Consider the following 17,364-nt stretch of genomic DNA (forward strand, 5'->3'; position numbering starts at 1 on the left):
TGCGGTTAAAGTGCTTGCACTTATAGTAGGCTGCACCTGACTGGCGGCCTGCCCGCTCGACTCGCACCGGATTTATGGACTCTCATATGCGCATCTTTCATCGGGGATGGACCCACCTGCTCGTGCTCCTGCTGGCGACCCTGCCGTTCATGGCGGCGGCCGGAGCCAATGATCCCGCGCCTTCGGCCAGAAACCCGGGGGCAACCAAGATGGAGCGTCCGAGGATCGCCCTGGTACTGAGCGGCGGCGGGGCCAAGGGGTCGGCCCATATCGGGGTGCTCAAGGTGCTGGAGGCAAAGCACATCCCGGTGGACATCATCGTCGGGACCAGCATGGGCTCCTATGTGGCGGGCATGTATGCCATGGGGCTCAGCGCCGAGGAGGTGGAGCGCACGACGCTGGCCATCGACTGGAACAAGGGCTATCAGGACAAGGTGGGGCGCGACGAGCTATCCCTGCGCAAGAAGCAGCAGACCGAGAAGTACCAGCTGCGCACCGACATCGGGGTCAACGGTGACCAGACCCAGCTGCCGCACGGCTTCTTCCAGGGACAGTCCATGGCCAGCCTGCTGCGCCACGCCACCTCCAACCTGCCGGCGCAAAAGAGTTTCGACAACCTGCCTATCCCCTATCGCGCGGTGGCGACCGACATGGAGACGGTGACCCCCTTCGTGCTGGATCACGGCAGCCTCGCCAAGGCAATGCAGGCCTCCATGTCCATTCCCGGTGCCCTCAAGCCGGTGGAGTGGGACGGCCGCATCCTGGCCGATGGTGGCACGGTCAACAACATGCCGGTGGACGTGGCCAAGGCCATGGGGGCCGACGTGGTGATCGCGGTGGACATCAGCGCCAAGCTGCGTACCCGGGAGTCCCTCAAGTCGGGATTGGCCATGATCGATCAGCTCACCACCTACATGACCCAGGTGGGGACCGAAAAGCAGAAGGCGCTGCTCGGCCCCAGGGACATCCTGCTGACCCCCGAGTTCGGCAACATGGGGATCGCCGACTTCGCCCTGATGCCGGAGGGGATCAAGATCGGGGAGGCGGTCGCCAACAGTGCAGCGGCCCGGCTCGATGCACTCTCTCTCTCGCCCGCCGCCTACGCCGACTATCGCAACGGCAAGCTGAGCCGGCGCGCCGAGCGCAGCGGCCAGCCCGCCTACTACATCGACAAGGTGGAGATCATCAACAAGTCGCGCCTCTCCGACGACACGGTGCGGGCCATGCTGAACGTGCGTCCGGACAAGGTGCAGACCTACGAGAGCCTGGAGGCGGGGATCCGTCGCCTCTACGCCCTGGAGTCGTTCGATCGCATCACCTACGAGGTGGAGGAGCGGGACGGGGAGAACGTGCTGGTGGTGGACGCCAGCGAGAAGAACTGGGGGCCGGGTTATCTCAACTTCCAGCTCGGCTTCTCCGATGACTTCGAGAGCAGCTCCAACTACAACGTCGGCATGTCCTACACCCTCACCAACGTCAACGACTGGGGAGGCGAGTGGCTGACCGAGGCGTCCCTCGGGACCGCCAAGCACCTCAAGACCGACTTCTACACCCCGCTGGAGCCCTCCCAGACCTACTTCGGCGAGACGAGCCTGGCCTACGACAAGACCCAGCGACGCGTCTTCTTCCCGGAAGAGAGCAGGTCGTCGTCCGGGGTCAGCTATCTGGACTCCGAGTACAGCTTCACCAGCGTGGATCTTGCCGTCGGCTGGAATCGCCAGCCCTGGAGCCGCTTCTCCCTTGGGCTGGAGGGCAAGATCGGCAGCGTGGAGATCCAGAACCTCACCAACGCGGATGCCGATGCCTCCGCCTGGGGACCCTACATCCGCTTCGAGCACGACACTCTCGACAGCCGCTACTTCCCCTATCAGGGGGTCTACTGGGACATCAAGGGGGGCTACTCCTACGTCGATCTGGACCCCTCGGACGGCCCCTCCGAGCAGGCCGAGGGGGTGAATTACCGGCTGGTGATGATCAAGCCCTGGTCCTGGGACAGGCACAGCCTCAACCTGATGCTGGAAGGGGGCGGCTCAAGCTCCCAGGAGACGGTACCGCTGTTCGTGCAGGATCTGGGGGGGCTGTTCCGCATGTCCGGCTTCCAGCATTACCAGTTGAGCGGTCGCTACAGCCTGTTCGGCGGATTGCGCTACATCTACCGGGTGGCGGACAACGACTTCGGTGCCTTCAAGGCGCCCCTGTTCCTCGGGGGCTCCCTCGAGCAAGGGGGGGTCTGGGACAAGGGAGAGGACATCAGTATCGAATCCTCCTATACCTCGGGTTCCCTCTATATGGGGGTGGAGAGTTTCCTCGGTCCCATCTTCCTCGGCTATGGCGTGGCGGAGGGGGGACACGACATGTTCTATCTGCAATTAGGCACTACGTTCCAATAAGGGCGAAATGCTGCCTTTTTGTTAACTCACCTTGGGTGGGCGGCTTGTCACTCTAAAAAAACCTAATGGGTTTATATGGTTATGCTGGTTTGATGAATAACTGCACAGGGTTTGGATTTTAATTAGTCGTTAAAACTTATATAGTGGGGGGCACCCTACGGGTGTCCCGCAAGGACGATCGCCGCGAGCTTGGGCGAACCCCAAAAAAAAGACCAAAGAGGAATTAGTCGTGCTTGAAACATACCGTAAACACGTCGCAGAACGTGCCGCCGAAGGCGTGGTTGCCAAACCTCTGGACGCAGAGCAGGTCGCCGCCCTGGTTGAGCTGATCAAGAATCCGCCCGCCGGCGAACAGGACTTTCTGAAAGAACTGTTGTCCTCCCGCATTCCCCCGGGTGTTGATGAAGCGGCCTATGTGAAAGCTGGCTTCCTCACTGCCGTCGCCAAGGGCGAGGCCCATTCCCCCATCCTGACTGCCGCCGAAGCCGTCGAGCTGCTCGGTACCATGCAGGGTGGTTACAACATTCAGCCGCTGATCGACCTGCTGGACGATGCGACCCTGGCTCCTCTTGCCGCCAAGGGCCTTTCCCACACCCTGCTGATGTTCGACTCCTTCCACGACGTGGAAGAGAAGGCCAAGGCGGGCAATGCCCACGCCAAGCAGGTGCTGCAATCCTGGACCGACGCCGAGTGGTTCCTGAACCGCCCGGCCCTGGCCGAGAAGATCACCGTCACCGTGTTCAAGGTGACCGGCGAAACCAACACCGACGATCTGTCGCCGGCGCCGGACGCCTGGTCCCGCCCGGACATTCCGCTGCACGCCCTGGCGATGCTGAAGAACGCTCGTCCCGGCATCACCCCGGACAAGGATGGCGTCATCGGCCCCATCAAGACCATCGATGCCCTGAAAGAGAAAGGTTTCCCGCTGGCCTACGTGGGTGACGTGGTCGGTACCGGCTCTTCCCGTAAATCCGCCACCAACTCCGTGCTCTGGTTTATGGGCGACGACATTCCGTTCGTGCCGAACAAGCGTGCCGGCGGCGTTTGCCTCGGCGGCAAGATTGCCCCCATCTTCTTCAACACCATGGAAGATGCCGGCGCCCTGCCCATCGAAGTGGACGTCTCCAAACTGGAGATGGGCGATGTCATCGACATCTACCCGTACCAGGGCAAGATCTGCAAGCACGGCACCGACCAGGTGCTGGCCCAGTTTGAACTGAAAACCGACGTGCTGATCGACGAAGTGCGCGCCGGTGGCCGCATTCCGCTGATCATCGGCCGCGGCCTGACCGACAAGGCCCGCGAAGCGCTGGGTCTGCCGTTCTCCACCGTGTTCCGTCGTCCGCAGCCTGTTGCCGACACCGGCAAAGGCTTCACCCTGGCCCAGAAGATGGTGGGCAAGGCGTGCGGCGTGAAGGGCATTCGCCCGGGCACCTACTGCGAACCCAAGATGACCACGGTCGGCTCCCAGGACACCACGGGCCCCATGACCCGCGACGAGCTGAAAGATCTCGCCTGCCTCGGTTTCTCCGCCGATCTGACCATGCAGTCCTTCTGCCACACCGCCGCTTATCCGAAGCCCATCGACGTACAGACTCACCACACCCTGCCGGACTTCATCATGAACCGCGGCGGTGTCTCTCTGCGTCCGGGTGACGGCGTCATCCACTCCTGGCTGAACCGCATGCTGCTGCCGGATACCGTGGGTACCGGTGGTGACTCCCACACCCGTTTCCCCATTGGTATCTCCTTCCCGGCGGGCTCCGGCCTCGTGGCCTTCGCCGCCGCCACCGGCGTGATGCCGCTGGACATGCCGGAATCCGTGCTGGTGCGCTTCAAGGGCGAGCTGCAGCCGGGCATCACCCTGCGTGATCTGGTCCATGCCATCCCCTACGCTGCCATCCAGAAAGGGTTGCTGACCGTCGAGAAAGCGGGCAAGAAGAACATCTTCTCCGGCCGCATCCTCGAGATCGAAGGTCTGCCGACCCTCAAAGTGGAGCAGGCATTCGAGCTGGCGGACGCCAGCGCCGAGCGTTCCGCCGCCGGTTGCACCATCAAGCTGGATAAAGAGCCGATCATCGAGTATCTGAAGTCCAACATTGTGATGCTGAAGTGGATGCTCTCTGAAGGCTACGGCGACGTGCGCACCATCACCCGCCGCATCAAGGGGATGGAAGAGTGGCTGGCCAACCCGGTACTGATGGAAGCGGACAAGGACGCCGAGTACGCCGAAATCATCGAGATCGACCTGGCCACCATCAAGGAACCTATCCTGTGTGCGCCGAACGATCCGGACGACGCCCGTCTGCTGAGCGACGTGGCGGGTGACAAGATTGACGAGGTGTTCATCGGTTCCTGCATGACCAACATCGGCCACTTCCGCGCTGCCGGCAAGCTGCTCGAGAAGTACCAGGGCGAGCTGCCGACCCGCATGTGGATCGCCCCCCCCACCAAGATGGACAAGGATCAGCTGACCGAAGAGGGCTACTACGGCATCTTTGGTCGGGTCGGTGCTCGCATCGAAATACCCGGCTGTTCCCTCTGTATGGGCAACCAGGCGCGCGTGGCGGAAGGGGCCTCCGTGGTCTCCACCTCCACCCGCAACTTCCCGAACCGTCTGGGCAAGGGTGCCAACGTCTATCTGGCTTCTGCGGAGCTGGCCGCGGTTGCCGCCATCATCGGCAAGATCCCGACCGTGGAAGAGTATCTGCAGTACGCCAAGACCCTGGACGCCACTGCGGCCGACACCTACCGCTACCTGAACTTCAACGAGATCGCCTCCTACACCAAGAAGGCCGATGCGGTGATCCTGCAGCAAGCGGTCTGAGACTCGCCGGTCTGACCACTGAAAATAACAATGCCGCGTCTCGACGCGGCATTTTCCATTTCAGGGGGCTGCGCGATAATGACCCGCCATGCCCAGCAACGGCGTCGTCGATTTGCCTGGTACGCGCGTTGCGCTTTCGTTGTCTGGCCATGATGGCCCCACCGCTTCCTGGTGGGCATTTTTATACCGCGGTACCTGCGAAGCGGGCCCGCGCATTGCGGCGTGGTTGCTATGTTTCTGTTCCGGATTGATCTGGCCCGCATGAAGTGGCGCCTTGGTTGTGCCCTGCTGGTGTTGGCCCTGCCCCTGGTGGTGGGAGGGTGGATGGTGCATGACAGCTACGAGCAGGAGCTGAAAAACGATGCCAGTGCGTCAGCCAGCAAGGCCAGAACCTTGCTGGAGCGCATGCTGGATCAGGCCGAGCGGGCCAACCTCGAGGTATTGCCGCTGGCCGGTCGCTCCTGCAGCGACAACCTGTTGCTGCTGCGCAAGCGGGTGGCGCTGGAGCCGTTCCTGCGCTCCATCAATCTGGTGCGACAGGGGATCATCAACTGCACCTCGCTGTTCGGGCCTGCCAGGGAAGTGGATGACGGCTCCCGCTACACGGATCGCAAGTTGCTGCTGATGAGCGGTAACCTGGTGCGCAAGAATCACCCCTTGCTGGTGGTGCGTCAGGAGCGGGGGCGTGATGCGGCACTGAGCGCCATTGACAGCAGCCAGCTCAGTTTCATGCTCACCCTGAGCAGCGATCCCAGCGAGCTGTTCTTGCAGGTGGGGTCCGCCTGGCTCGATGAGTCCGGCCACTTCCAAAGCGATCCGCCGAAACTGCACAGCAAGTTTGCCCTGATACTCGCCTCCCAGCGTTACCCCTTCACCATCCACGCCGGTTATGCCATGCCGATCTACTGGCGTGCCCTGTGGGAGGCTCGCCATCTGCAGCTGATCTGGCTGGGAGCCAGTTCGCTGGTGCTCTCACTGCTGGTGTGGTGGCTGCTTGGGCGGCCGGGGGCCCTGACGGACGAGCTGAGACGCGGGCTGCGAGCCAGGGAGTTTGTCCCCTATCTGCAACCGCTGATCGCCAGCAAGGGCGGCAAGATGGTGGGAGCCGAGGTACTGATGCGCTGGCAACATGCCACCGAGGGGCTGATCCGCCCCGATCTCTTCATCCCCCAGGCGGAAGAGTCTGGCCTGATCGTGCCCATGACGGTCAACCTGATGAAGACGGTGGCCAAGACACTCCACCCGGTACAGGAGCAGTTGCCCGAGGCATTTCACATCAGCTTCAACATCAGTGCCATCCACTGCCGGGACCTCTCCCTGGTGGCGGAGTGCCGCGACTTCCTCGGCCATTTCGTTCCGGGACGGGTGGTGCTGGTGCTGGAGCTCACGGAGCGGGAGCTGCTGGTGACCAGCCCGCAGACCCTCTCCCTGTTTCGCCAGCTCGACGAGATGGGGGTGCAGCTCGCCATCGATGACTTTGGCACCGGCCACTCCAGCCTCATCTATCTGCAGCAATTCCACGTGGACTATCTCAAGATCGACCGCTCCTTTATCGGCCGTATCGGGACGGAGTCCCTCTCCGAGCACATCGTGGACAACGTCATCGACCTTGGGGGACGGCTGGGGTTGTCCCTGGTGGCCGAAGGGGTAGAGACGGAGCAGCAGGCCGCCTATCTGAGAGGCAAGGGGGTCCAGTATCTGCAGGGATACCTGTTTGCCCGCCCCATGCCGATACGCCAGTTCTGCCGGGAGCTGACGGCGGGAGAGATACAGGTCGCCGCCGGGCGCACCGCCCAGGGCTAGGCCGCGCCCACCAGGCTGTGCAGCCAGTTCACCAGGATGTCGTGGGGGCTGCCGGGTTCGGGAGGGGCGGGGGCGAGCAGGTGATAGCCGGTGCCGTCGGGGACGAAGCCGAGCGGTGCCACCAGCAGGCCGGCCTCGATATCGTCGCACACCTGGCGGTAGGGGCCGATGGCGACTCCCAGCCCGGCGACTGCCGCCTGCAGGCTGAAATAGAAGTGCTCGAAGGTCTGACCCGGCACCTCCTCGTCGGCGGACATACCTGCGTGCTGCTGCCACTCCAGCCAGGCGCCCGGACGGGTCTTGGTGTGCAGACGGGGGGCCGTTGGCCTGAGGGCCTGCACATCCCCCCTGGATTCAAAGAAGTGCGCCACCTTGCCCGGCGGGCAGACAGGGCCGGTCCGCTCTTCGAACAGCAACTGGCTGTAGAGCTCGGCAGGCCAGTGAAAGTCGTTGCGCCGGATGGCGAGATCGATGCCGCTGCCAAAGCTGAGGGCGCCGCCGCCCGCCATCAGGTGTACGTCCAGCTCCGGGTGCAGAGCCTGGAAGGCGGGCCAGCGCGGGATCAGCCAGCGCATCAGAAGGGTGGGTTCGCAGGAGAGCACCAGTGATTGAGGGCGGCTCTGCTGGCGCAGGGCCTGCGCCGTCTGGCGGATGCTGCCCAACCCCTCTCTGACCGCCTGATAGAACCGTTCACCCGCGTCGGTCAGAAAGACCCGGCGCTGGCGCCGATCGAACAGCATGACCCCCAGATCCTCCTCGAGCAGTCGTACCGCCCGGCTGATGGCGCCATGGGTGAGATGCAGTTCATCGGCGGCGCGGCCGAAATGCTCGGTGCGGGCCGCCACCTCGAAACAGCGCAGGGCGGTAAGGGAGGGAAGCGAGAGGGCTTTTTGTGAGTTTTTTTCACCATTCATGTCAGAAATCATCGTTCGTTATTGGTGTTATTGGCAAATAAAATAGCCGATATCCCCTCTAATCAGGACTCTTTTCATGACCGAACTGTTAGCCGTTGTCGCCATTACCCTCTTTGCCGTCATCAGCCCCGGACCCGACTTTGCCATGGTGTCGCGCAACAGCCTGCTGCTCTCGCGCCGCACCGGCGTGTTGACGGCGATCGGCATCGCGGCCGGGGTCTGCGTGCACGTGACCTACACCCTGCTGGGGGTGGGCCTGCTGATCCAGCAATCCCTCTGGCTGTTCAACCTCATCAAGCTGGCAGGGGCCGCCTATCTCATTTTCCTCGGCATCAAGATGCTGCGGGCCAAACCGGCTGCCGATGAAGAGAGCATCTGTCAGCCTGCCCTCTCCAGTCCGGGTGCGCTGCGCATCGGATTTCTGACCAATGTGCTCAATCCCAAGACGACCATCTTCATCGTCAGCCTCTTCATGCAGGTGGTGCAGCCGCAGACGCCGCTGGCGGTCCAGATCGGCTATGGCGCCTTCATCGCGCTGGCGCACGCCCTCTGGTTTGGTGCGGTGGCGCTCTTCTTCTCCACCCCTGCGGTGCGGGACCGACTGCTGGCGGTACGCCACTGGATCGATCGGGTGTTCGGGGGCCTGCTGGTGGGATTCGGCATGTTGCTGGCATTGACCCAGCAGACGCGCTGAGGCGGGGAGGGGCGCTCCCCCTATCCACCCCCGACTATAGGGTCTTGTTTTTCATGCCTTGGCAGCCACTTTTCGGTAGAATTGGCGCTCATTTTGAAGTCAGATGAGGCGCGGTATGACGGTCAGGTTCCAGGCATTTCACAGCATCAAGGCGATTGGCAATCGGGAGGTGCTGTTCAACTGGTCCAGAACCAACCCCCTCGGCGCCCTTGATCAGGTGTGGCGCCCGACGACCCGTGACGAGCTGCAGCAATTGCTGCGGGAATACCCCGAGCGCAAGCTGCGGCTCATCGGCTCCGGCCTCTCTTTCGAACCCATCCACAGCGTCTACGCCGAAGGCAGCCAGGCGCTGCTGGTGGACCTGCACCACCTGCGCGGCCAGCTGGACAAGACTGCCGATACGGTGACCTACCTGGCGGGGACGCCGCTTGATACCGTCTATGCCGACCTCATCGCCATGGATCGCATGCTGCCGGCGTCCCCCGGCGTCATCGGCATCCAGACCCTGGGCGGTGCGCTCAGCACCGGCACCCATGGGCAGGGACTGCACCAGTCCGCCCTGTGCGATGCGGTGGCTGCCCTGACCGTGATGCTGGCGAGCGGCGACATCATCCGTGTGGATCGCACCGATCCGCGCTTCGGCGCCTTCGTGATGGGCATGGGGATGCTCGGCATCCTGCTGGATGTGACCCTCAACACTGTGCCCAACCGCATCATGCGCTGCACCAAGTTCACCACCGACTACCCCTTCCTGCTGGAACACAACGAGCGCCTCAACCGGGAGCACGCCTTCGTGAAGAGCTGGTGGTTCGCCTGGACCGGCGAGAGCCACATCTGGCTGGTGGATCCCGCCTCCGATGACGAGGTGGCCCGCTACCGCGCTGGGGGCAGCGAGCCGCTGGTGCTGGAGGGAGACATGGACGAGCGCATGAACCTGGCGCTCAATGCCACCATAGACGCGACCCTGCAGAAGATGGCCAGAGACACCAAGGACGAGGCCAGGGCAGGCGAGCACTTCGAGACGGTGCGCCGCTTCAAGGACGCCTCGGATCTGGTGGGCAACGTCTACCAGATCCTCTGCAAGGGGATCCCGGCGCCCCAGATCAACTGCGAGGTGGCCGTGCCCCTCGAACGCATGGGGGAGGCCCTTTCAATCCTGCAGGCATGGCAGGAGGCGAACCCCGGCGTGCTGCACTACCCCTTCATCCTGCGCTGCACCGGTCCCTCCGTGGCCTGGCTCAGTGCCGCCCATGACAAGTCGGTGTGCTGGATAGGTTTTTTGGTCTATCTGGCGGCGGACGGGACCTTTGTCGGGGGCTCCATGGAGCAGATGCGCGAGTTGCAGCAACTGCTGGTGCCCCTCGGCGGCATTCCCCATTTCGGCAAGCACCTGGCGATGGACCTCTACGACTTCCCGGCCCTGTTGCCGCGCTGGCACGACTTCCTGGCCCTGAAGCGGGAGCTTGACCCCCATGGCCGTTTCGAAAACCGCTGGCTCGGCGACCTGTTCGCCAACCGGTAAGGATCTGACATGACCGATATGCAAGACACTCGCTTACTCATCCTCCTGCCGATCAGAGGGGGGGCAACCCGATGACAGACATGCAAGACACCCGCATCCCCGTGACCCTGCTGACCGGTTTTCTCGGCAGCGGCAAGACCACCTTGCTCAACCACTGGGTCAAGCAGCCCGAGCTCGGGGAGTGCGCCGTGCTCATCAATGAGTTCGGCTCCGTGGGGCTGGATCACCATCTGGTACAGCAGGTGGACGAGCAGGTGGTGCTGCTCGATTCCGGCTGCATCTGCTGCTCGGTGCAGGGCTCCCTGGTGGAGGCGCTGCAGGGGCTTTTCATGAAGGCCATCCAACGGAAAATCAAACCCTTCAAACGGCTGATTATCGAGACCACGGGTCTGGCCGATCCGGCCCCCGTGCTGTTCACGTTGAGGGAAGAGGGCTTTATCGCCCAGCGCTACCGCTTCGATGGCACCGTCACCGTGGTGGATGCCGGCCATATCGAGCAGCAGCTGGCCGCTCAATATGAGGCGGTCAAACAGGTGGCGCTGGCGGATCTGCTGGTGGTGAGCAAGGGGGACCTGGTGGACGAAGAGACCCTTGCGAGGGTGGAACCCCAACTGGCGGCCCTCAATCCGGCAGCCCCCATCCAGCGGGTCAGCAATGGGGTGCTCTCGCCCGCGGTGCTGGAGAAGCTCGGCGCCTACAACGAGGCGGCGGGGCGCGACGTGCGCCAGTTGCTGGCCTGGCTGCGTACCGAATCCCCGAAACAGGGGCTGGCTTCGCCCATGCAGCCGAAGATGACGCCGTTTGCCGCCAAGGTGGGGACGGTCGCGCCCACCCGCTTCGAGCACGGCAATATAGAAAGTTTCTCCCTGCGCATCGGCGAGCCGCTCAAGCCCTCCCGCCTGCTGGCCGCCATCGATGCGGTGCAGGCGCAATACGGCGATGCCCTGCTGCGCCTCAAGGGGATATTGCAACTGGAAGGGGAGAGCCAGCCCGTGGTGATCCACGGCGTGCACGGCCAGCTCTATCCGTTGCAGGCGCTGGGGGAGTGGCCCGAAGGCAAGGCCCAGTCCCGGCTGGTGTTCATCGTGAAGAGCCAGGACAGGGTAGGCATAGAGCAGTTGTTCCTCTCGACCCTCAAGGCCCCCGAACCCAGCCTGGAAGAGCACCTCAAGGCCATGCTCGGCCAGCCGGATGCCTGATATGCTGATATGACCCGCGCTCGTGCGGGTCTTTTCTTATGTGATGAGGAGAGACAGAACCATGCCTGACAGCTCCCCGATGGTGACGCCCGCCCAGCGCAAATGGCTGCCCTGGCTGACGGCGGTCGGTTTTTTCATGCAGACACTGGATGGCACCATCCTCAACACCGCCCTGCCCAGCATGGCCGAGGCCCTGGGCGAGAGTCCGCTGCAGATGCAGTCCGTCATCATCGCCTACATGCTGACGGTGGCCCTGCTCATTCCCGCCTCCGGCTGGTTGGCGGACAGATTCGGCACCCGCCGGGTCTATCTGGTCGCCATCCTGCTGTTTACTCTGGGTTCCCTGGCCTGTGCCATCGCCAACACCCTGCCCATGCTGGTGATCGCCCGGGTGTTGCAAGGGGTCGGGGGGGCCTTGCTGATGCCCATCGGGCGTCTGGCGGTGCTGCGGGTCTACAGCAAGCATGAGCTGCTGAGGGTGATGTCGTTCGTCACCATCCCCGGTCTGCTCGGCCCCCTCATCGGCCCGGCCCTGGGGGGCTGGCTGGTGGAGGTGGCGAGCTGGCACTGGGTCTTCCTCATCAACCTGCCGGTGGGCCTGCTCGGCTTCGTGGCGAGCTGGCACTTCATGCCCGACCTTCGCCAGCACACCGCCAGGTTTGACTGGCAGGGGTTTGTGCTGTTCAGTGTCGGCATGGTGCTGGTATCCGTCGGTCTGCAAGGCCTGGGGGAGCACAGCATCTCAACCGGCTGGGCCCTGTTTGCGGTATTGTTCGGTCTGGCCGCCATGGCGAGCTACTGGCTCTATGCCGCCACGGCGGAGCAGCCCCTGTTCAGTCTGGCGCTGTTCAAGACGTCCACCTTCGCCATCGGTATCTGGGGCAATCTGTTTGCCCGCCTCGGCAGCGGCGCCATGCCGTTTCTCACCCCGCTCTTCCTGCAACTGGGGCTCGGCTTCTCCCCGAGCAAGGCGGGGATGACCATGATCCCCACGGTGATCGGCGCCATGCTGACCAAGACGCTGGTGAACAAGCTCATTCCGCGCATCGGTTATCGCCGCATCCTGATCGGCAACACCCTGGCGCTCGGGGCCATGATCGCGAGCTTCTATTTCATCGACAACCAGGTGCCCCACGGCGTACTGCTGGTGTGGCTGGCGGTCTTTGGCGCCATCAACTCCCTGCAATTTTCCGCCATGAACACCCTGACCCTGCAGGATCTCAGCAGCGAGCACGCCAGCAGCGGCAACGGTCTGCTGTCGGTGGTGATGCAGCTCTCCATGAGCCTGGGGGTGGCCATCGCCGCCAGCCTGCTGGGACTCTTCTCCATCGGCCAGCCCGAGGAGAGTGGCCGCTGGCTGGAGGGGTTCCACCTCACCTATCTGTGCATCGGCCTGATGTCCATGCTGGCGGCGCTGATCTTCGCCCAGCTGGCGCGGGAAAAGCGCTGAGTCCCAGGCTCAGGGGGCGGGCAGGTAGCTCACGTCGCAGGGTAATCGGGCCAGCAGTCCGGCCAGGTGGGTGGTCTCCAGCAGGAAAGTCTGCTCGGGGTGGCCCGGCGTCCAGGTAAAGGCATGGTGATTCATGAGCACGGGATCCACCAGCAGGGGGATGTCGGCGCGTGGCAGGAAGGGGCAGACGGCTCCCGGCAGGCAGCCAATCTCGGTCTGCATCTCGTCAGCGGTGCAGATGGAGGGTTTGGCACCGAGCGCCGCCTTGACCGCCTTGCTGTCGAGCCGGCCGTCCCTGTGGGTCAGCAGCAGGGCGAAGCGACCATCCTTGAATTTGAGGAAAAGGGTCTTGCTGAACTCGGCCTGCCAGCCGAGGCGAGCCTTGACCCGCTCGTCGGTGGCGTAATCGAGGATGGGTTCGTGCTCGAAGCGCTGGTGGGGCAGGTCGGTGAGCAACTGACGGTTGAAGTCGTGAATGGCATCGAGTGGCATGGGGTTCTCCTGTGATGGCGGTCATCCTGCCACTTGCACCGGCGCAGGCCCAATCACCGTTTCTTATCCGTCATCAGCGGAGTCATCAACAAGGGCACCCGAGGGTGCCCTTGTCGTTCAGTGATGCTGCAATTCGCCCGCTTTCCAGTGGAAGGGAATGGGGTCAAGGCGCTGGGAGGCTTTGTCGTAACCTGCCCACAGCTCACCGATGGTGCGACCATCGATGGGATGGCGGAATGTGGGAGCCAGCTCCGCCAGCGGCCAGAGCACGAAGGCGTTGGTGAGGATCTCGCCGCGCGGCAGCACCAGCGGTGTCTCGCAGACCAGCTCGCCGTAGAGCAGCAGATCGAGATCCAGGGTGCGCGGGGCGAACTTCTTGGCATCCGGTTCGCGGCCGTGAGCGAACTCCATGGCGCGCAGCCGCTGGCACAGGGTCGCCAGGGGCAGCTCGGTATCGGCACCCACCACCAGGTTGTAGAAGGGGCGGCCGTTGAAGCCCACTGCCTCGCTCTCGAATACCCGGGAGACCTGCAACTCGCCGAATTCGGCGTGCAGGGCATCGAGGCCGGCGCGGATATGGCGTTCCCGTTCGATGTTGGATCCCAGACTGATATAGATGCGGGTCATCAGTTGGCGCTCGCAGCCGGCGTGCGATGGCGCAAGATCTCGACCCCGACGCCTGCCGCATTGGGCACGGCACCCGGTTTGGTCAGGGTCACCTTGACCCACTGTACCCGCTCGTCTTCCAGCACCAGGGCGGCGACCTGCTCGGCCATGGTCTCGACCAGCTCCACTATCTTGCCCTGGGCGTGATCACAGATCTTGCGAGAGAGGGTGGCGTAATCCAGCGCCAGATTGATATCGTCGGTTGCGGCGGCTGGGCGATTGTCAAACCCCATCTCGAGGTCGAAACAGAGCTTCTGGCGAATGCCCTTCTCCCACTCATATACCCCTATGGTGGTCAAAACCTCGAGTCCGCGAATAAACACCTTGTCCATGACAGTACTTCTTCTTTACTCTTGATGGGCTGTGAAAACAGCGCAGGGATGCAGGCCCGGCAAGCAGATTGCCGCTGGCGGCCGGTTTGGGCGACACGCTTTCGGGCAAGCCCGGGCCTGGGAATGTGGCCCGCATCATACCCCATTCATATCGTGGTAAAAACGACCAAGATGACGGCCCTGACGATTTTGATGATTATTCTGGCCTATCTGGGCGGTTCGCTGTCCAGTGCCGTGCTGGTTTCCCGCATCACGGGTCTGCCGGATCCCCGTGACCATGGTTCCCACAACCCGGGGGCGACCAATGTGTTGCGCCTCGGCGGCCGGATGGCGGCGCTGATCGTACTGCTTCTCGACGTCCTCAAGGGGATGACCCCCGTCTACCTCGCCTGGTATCTGCAGATCAAGCCCGTCTACCTCGGCTTTATCGGGGTGGCCGCCTGTCTGGGCCACATGTACCCCCTCTTCTTCCACTTCCGTGGCGGCAAGGGCGTCGCCACCGCCCTCGGTACCATGCTGCCCATCGGCTTTGCCATGGGGGGCGCCGTCATCACCACCTGGCTGCTGGTGCTGCTGGTGAGCGGCTATTCGTCACTGGCGTCCATCGTGACCGTGTTGCTGACTCCGCTCTTTACCTATCTGCTCAAACCGGAATACACGTTGCCGGTCTCCCTGCTCTCCTGTCTCATCCTGATCCGTCATCACGAGAACATTACCCGCCTGCTCAAGGGGGAGGAGTCCCGCCTCTGGGGGCGCCGGGGAGCGGTCCCGCCAGCAGAAGTGATGAAAATGGATGATGCTGCGCAAAAAAGAGACGAACGAGACGAAAAGTGAAATTTCCCGTTGACCACCTGCCCTAAAATCCGTTTAATAGCGCCCACGCCCAGATAGCTCAGTCGGTAGAGCAGGGGATTGAAAATCCCCGTGTCGGCGGTTCGATTCCGTCTCTGGGCACCATATTTTGGTGCCATGAAATAAAAACGTGTTCATGCACAATGGTTTGAAGTGTGCCGGCTTAGCTCAGTAGGTAGAGCAACTGACTTGTAATCAGTAGGTCACCAGTTCGATTCCGGTAGCCGGCACCATTTGCCCAGATAGCTCAGTCGGTAGAGCAGGGGATTGAAAATCCCCGTGTCGGCGGTTCGATTCCGTCTCTGGGCACCACGAATAATTCCTCCTTAGCTCAGTCGGTAGAGCGACGGACTGTTAATCCGCAGGTCGCTGGTTCGAGCCCAGCAGGAGGAGCCAAATAAAAAGCCCAGCAGCAATGCTGGGCTTTTTCTTTTCCCATTGTCCCCGTCCTGAATATGGCTTATACCTTCTTCCCCGAATAGATGGAGATCTCGATGGGACAAGGTGTGAAACGCACACAGCGCGATTACTCACTGAGGTTTAAATTGTCCCTGGTCGAGCAGATTGAAAAAGGTGAACTCACCTACCAGTAGACACAATTCCAATATGGCATTCAGGGCAATTCGACCATTCTGGTATGGTTGCATAAGCATGGTCTGCAGGGTTGGAGCCAGGGAGCATCGATTAGAGCTGGCAGGATCACATCATGCCTGATCCCGGCAACCAAATGTCTGAACAGCGTATCAAGGAGCTCGAGTAGCTGGCGCAGATGAGCCTGGAGGCTCAGTTCTTTGAAGGCGCCTCAATCGTAAAAAACGACCTGGTAAGCTCTCTCGCAGCGGTATGTCGAAAAGCTGACCATCTTCAGTGCTTGCTGGTTCCTCGGAATAAACCGTTAGGCTGACTACAATCGCAATCGGGTCGCCGACCTGCGTCATGCACAAGGGCAGCAGGTAGTGAGCTTTGTGCGCAAAGTTCACTACGGGTGGGCATCCACAAGTAGCATTATCTGCTGCAGGGCCAAGACGATGCTGGGCTGACGGTCTGGTGGGACAGACTGTTTAGGATATTGGCCGAGCACCGTCTGTTGGTGCAGCCCAAACGGGCCTATCACAAGACGCTCCACAGTTTTCAGCGTTTCTATCGCCATCCCAACTTGCTCAAACCCGGCCCGGTGAAAATCACTGCGGTGGCGCCAGGGCAGGTCTTGGTTGCCGACATCACTTACCTGCCGGCAAAGAGCGGGCCACTCTACCTGAGCCTGGTGACGGATGCCTGCTCGCGTAAGATAGCGGGGCATCACGTGCACGAAGGGATGCATGCTGAGTTGGTTGTGATGGCGCAGAGCACTGAAGCAACGGCGTGGCAGCGGGGAGTTTATCCATCACTCGGACGGCAGGGTGCAGTATTGCTCAGGCTTGAATCAGACGCTGTATGAACGGTACGGAGTACAGTACTCGATGACTGATGGGTATGACTGTTATCAGAATGCGCTGGCAGAGCGGGTGAACGGGATACTGAAAGGAGAGTTGCTGTAGCAAAGCCCGTAGGACCTGGTGTAGACGAGGAAGATGGTGCATAAGGTGGTGGGTAGTTATAACCTAGAATGATCGCATTAGGCCTCGCAATGCAGAATCCCCGATGCGGTACATCGGGTTCTGAGTGCCAGAAGTTAACTGAAAACATGTAAACGGACTTCAGGATTTCAGGCCCGCTCTTCGGTCAGGGGGCTGACACTCAGCACGGGGGCGGCATCGATGCCGTCGGCATTCATCATGGCGGAGATGCGTTGCAGGGATGAGAGCAACAACCCTTGCTCCCAGTTCTCCAGCGCCTGAAAACGTTGAATGAAACTCTCCTGCAAGGGGGTCGGAGCCTGGGCAAGCAGGGCGCGTCCCGCGTCAGTGAGCGTTGCATGCACCTTGCGTTTGTCGGTTTCGCTGCGAATGCGCTGTACCAGCTGGCGGCTCTCCAGCCGGTCCATGATGGTGGTGGCGGTGGCCTGGCTCATGTTGGTGTGATCCGCCAACTGGCGCATGGAGATCTGGCCAAGCTCGTCGATGCCCTTGAGCAGCAGGAGTTGAGGCGAGGTCAGGCCGGCCTCCTTGATCAAGCGCTTGGAGTGCATGTCGATGGCACGGATGATCTGGCGCAGGGCGATCAGCACTTCATCATGTTTTTCCATGGGGTCTGGGTCATCGCAGGGCTGTGGAGAGGCGCGAA

At 62.1% G+C, this 17,364-nt stretch carries 14 protein-coding genes, 4 tRNA genes and 1 pseudogene; 14 read left to right on the forward strand and 5 right to left on the reverse strand.

Annotated features, from left to right (window positions below; translation table 11 throughout):
* Positions 1–86: 86 nt before the first annotated feature.
* The 3 genes from AB5Y50_RS14855 (at position 87) to AB5Y50_RS14865 (ending at position 7,020) form a co-directional block, all read left to right on the forward strand.
* Positions 87–2,390: a patatin-like phospholipase family protein gene (locus AB5Y50_RS14855; protein WP_319882741.1), complete on the forward strand. Its 2,304-nt coding sequence runs from the start codon at positions 87–89 to the stop codon at positions 2,388–2,390.
* 229 nt (positions 2,391–2,619) lie between these two features.
* Entirely contained in the window at positions 2,620–5,217 is a 2,598-nt protein-coding gene (gene acnB / locus AB5Y50_RS14860; RefSeq protein ID WP_319882742.1) for a bifunctional aconitate hydratase 2/2-methylisocitrate dehydratase, read from the forward strand.
* Positions 5,218–5,448: 231 nt separating this feature from the next.
* The gene (locus AB5Y50_RS14865) at positions 5,449–7,020 is read left to right on the forward strand and encodes a cyclic diguanylate phosphodiesterase (RefSeq protein ID WP_041211776.1); all 1,572 of its coding nucleotides are present in this window, start codon (positions 5,449–5,451) and stop codon (positions 7,018–7,020) included.
* Here AB5Y50_RS14865 and AB5Y50_RS14870 read toward each other — a convergent pair.
* Positions 7,017–7,934: a LysR family transcriptional regulator gene (locus AB5Y50_RS14870; protein WP_202007092.1), complete on the reverse strand. Its 918-nt coding sequence runs from the start codon at positions 7,932–7,934 to the stop codon at positions 7,017–7,019. The genes AB5Y50_RS14865 and AB5Y50_RS14870 overlap by 4 nt on opposite strands.
* 76 nt (positions 7,935–8,010) lie before the next feature.
* On the opposite strand from AB5Y50_RS14870, the gene AB5Y50_RS14875 reads away from it, so the two are divergent.
* The 4 genes from AB5Y50_RS14875 (at position 8,011) to mdtD (ending at position 12,799) form a co-directional block, all read left to right on the forward strand.
* The gene (locus AB5Y50_RS14875) at positions 8,011–8,628 is read left to right on the forward strand and encodes a LysE family translocator (protein WP_202007094.1); all 618 of its coding nucleotides are present in this window, start codon (positions 8,011–8,013) and stop codon (positions 8,626–8,628) included.
* A gap of 115 nt (positions 8,629–8,743) precedes the next feature.
* The gene (locus AB5Y50_RS14880; protein ID WP_041213987.1) at positions 8,744–10,150 is read left to right on the forward strand and encodes a D-arabinono-1,4-lactone oxidase; all 1,407 of its coding nucleotides are present in this window, start codon (positions 8,744–8,746) and stop codon (positions 10,148–10,150) included.
* A 71-nt stretch (positions 10,151–10,221) separates the two neighbouring features.
* Positions 10,222–11,349, forward strand: a complete 1,128-nt coding sequence (locus tag AB5Y50_RS14885) for a GTP-binding protein (RefSeq protein ID WP_161470804.1) — start codon at positions 10,222–10,224, stop codon at positions 11,347–11,349.
* 22 nt (positions 11,350–11,371) lie between these two features.
* Positions 11,372–12,799, forward strand: coding sequence for a multidrug transporter subunit MdtD (gene mdtD, locus AB5Y50_RS14890; protein WP_223919390.1), 1,428 nt, complete (start codon positions 11,372–11,374; stop codon positions 12,797–12,799).
* Between the two features lie 9 nt (positions 12,800–12,808).
* Here mdtD and AB5Y50_RS14895 read toward each other — a convergent pair whose 3' ends face one another.
* From AB5Y50_RS14895 to folB, 3 genes are all read right to left on the reverse strand, one after another.
* Positions 12,809–13,291, reverse strand: a complete 483-nt coding sequence (locus tag AB5Y50_RS14895) for a YbaK/EbsC family protein (protein ID WP_042864868.1) — start codon at positions 13,289–13,291, stop codon at positions 12,809–12,811.
* A 117-nt stretch (positions 13,292–13,408) separates the two neighbouring features.
* A complete protein-coding gene (gene folK / locus AB5Y50_RS14900) occupies positions 13,409–13,918 on the reverse strand; it encodes a 2-amino-4-hydroxy-6-hydroxymethyldihydropteridine diphosphokinase (protein WP_041211771.1) in 510 nt (169 codons plus the stop codon).
* The gene (gene folB, locus AB5Y50_RS14905; protein ID WP_010675798.1) at positions 13,918–14,289 is read right to left on the reverse strand and encodes a dihydroneopterin aldolase; all 372 of its coding nucleotides are present in this window, start codon (positions 14,287–14,289) and stop codon (positions 13,918–13,920) included. The genes folK and folB overlap by 1 nt, the downstream gene beginning before the upstream one ends.
* A gap of 171 nt (positions 14,290–14,460) precedes the next feature.
* Between folB and plsY the strand changes: the two genes are divergently transcribed.
* From plsY to AB5Y50_RS14940, 7 genes and pseudogenes are all read left to right on the forward strand, one after another.
* Complete coding sequence (gene plsY, locus AB5Y50_RS14910; protein WP_052815398.1) at positions 14,461–15,123, forward strand: glycerol-3-phosphate 1-O-acyltransferase PlsY; 663 nt, start codon at positions 14,461–14,463, stop codon at positions 15,121–15,123.
* A 47-nt stretch (positions 15,124–15,170) separates the two neighbouring features.
* Positions 15,171–15,246, forward strand: a tRNA-Phe gene (locus tag AB5Y50_RS14915).
* Between the two features lie 52 nt (positions 15,247–15,298).
* Positions 15,299–15,374, forward strand: a tRNA-Thr gene (locus AB5Y50_RS14920).
* 3 nt (positions 15,375–15,377) lie between these two features.
* Positions 15,378–15,453, forward strand: a tRNA-Phe gene (locus AB5Y50_RS14925).
* A gap of 8 nt (positions 15,454–15,461) precedes the next feature.
* Positions 15,462–15,537, forward strand: a tRNA-Asn gene (locus tag AB5Y50_RS14930).
* A gap of 98 nt (positions 15,538–15,635) precedes the next feature.
* Positions 15,636–15,815, forward strand: a pseudogene (locus AB5Y50_RS14935) (IS3 family transposase); the annotation flags it as partial.
* A gap of 395 nt (positions 15,816–16,210) precedes the next feature.
* Positions 16,211–16,579 (forward strand): hypothetical protein, encoded by a 369-nt coding sequence (locus AB5Y50_RS14940; protein ID WP_223930540.1) that lies wholly within the window; start codon positions 16,211–16,213, stop codon positions 16,577–16,579.
* Positions 16,580–16,846: 267 nt separating this feature from the next.
* Here the strand turns inward: AB5Y50_RS14940 and AB5Y50_RS14945 are convergent, their stop codons facing one another.
* Complete coding sequence (locus AB5Y50_RS14945; RefSeq protein WP_010672813.1) at positions 16,847–17,326, reverse strand: MarR family winged helix-turn-helix transcriptional regulator; 480 nt, start codon at positions 17,324–17,326, stop codon at positions 16,847–16,849.
* Positions 17,327–17,364 lie beyond the last annotated feature (38 nt).

The sequence above is a fragment of the Aeromonas sp. s6 genome (genome assembly GCF_040907815.1).
Lineage (GTDB): Bacteria > Pseudomonadota > Gammaproteobacteria > Enterobacterales > Aeromonadaceae > Aeromonas > Aeromonas caviae.

What these genes read in the sequence shown, in the direction of transcription:
- AB5Y50_RS14855 (WP_319882741.1), top strand. Translation starts at nt 87, where the DNA reads ATGCGCATCTTTCATCGGGGATGGACCCACCTGCTCGTGCTCCTGCTG.
- AB5Y50_RS14865 (WP_041211776.1), top strand. Translation starts at nt 5,449, where the DNA reads ATGTTTCTGTTCCGGATTGATCTGGCCCGCATGAAGTGGCGCCTTGGT.
- AB5Y50_RS14870 (WP_202007092.1), bottom strand. Translation starts at nt 7,934, where the DNA reads ATGAATGGTGAAAAAAACTCACAAAAAGCCCTCTCGCTTCCCTCCCTT.
- AB5Y50_RS14875 (WP_202007094.1), top strand. Translation starts at nt 8,011, where the DNA reads ATGACCGAACTGTTAGCCGTTGTCGCCATTACCCTCTTTGCCGTCATC.
- AB5Y50_RS14880 (WP_041213987.1), top strand. Translation starts at nt 8,744, where the DNA reads ATGACGGTCAGGTTCCAGGCATTTCACAGCATCAAGGCGATTGGCAAT.
- AB5Y50_RS14885 (WP_161470804.1), top strand. Translation starts at nt 10,222, where the DNA reads ATGACAGACATGCAAGACACCCGCATCCCCGTGACCCTGCTGACCGGT.
- AB5Y50_RS14895 (WP_042864868.1), bottom strand. Translation starts at nt 13,291, where the DNA reads ATGCCACTCGATGCCATTCACGACTTCAACCGTCAGTTGCTCACCGAC.
- folK (WP_041211771.1), bottom strand. Translation starts at nt 13,918, where the DNA reads ATGACCCGCATCTATATCAGTCTGGGATCCAACATCGAACGGGAACGC.
- folB (WP_010675798.1), bottom strand. Translation starts at nt 14,289, where the DNA reads ATGGACAAGGTGTTTATTCGCGGACTCGAGGTTTTGACCACCATAGGG.
- plsY (WP_052815398.1), top strand. Translation starts at nt 14,461, where the DNA reads ATGACGGCCCTGACGATTTTGATGATTATTCTGGCCTATCTGGGCGGT.
- AB5Y50_RS14945 (WP_010672813.1), bottom strand. Translation starts at nt 17,326, where the DNA reads ATGGAAAAACATGATGAAGTGCTGATCGCCCTGCGCCAGATCATCCGT.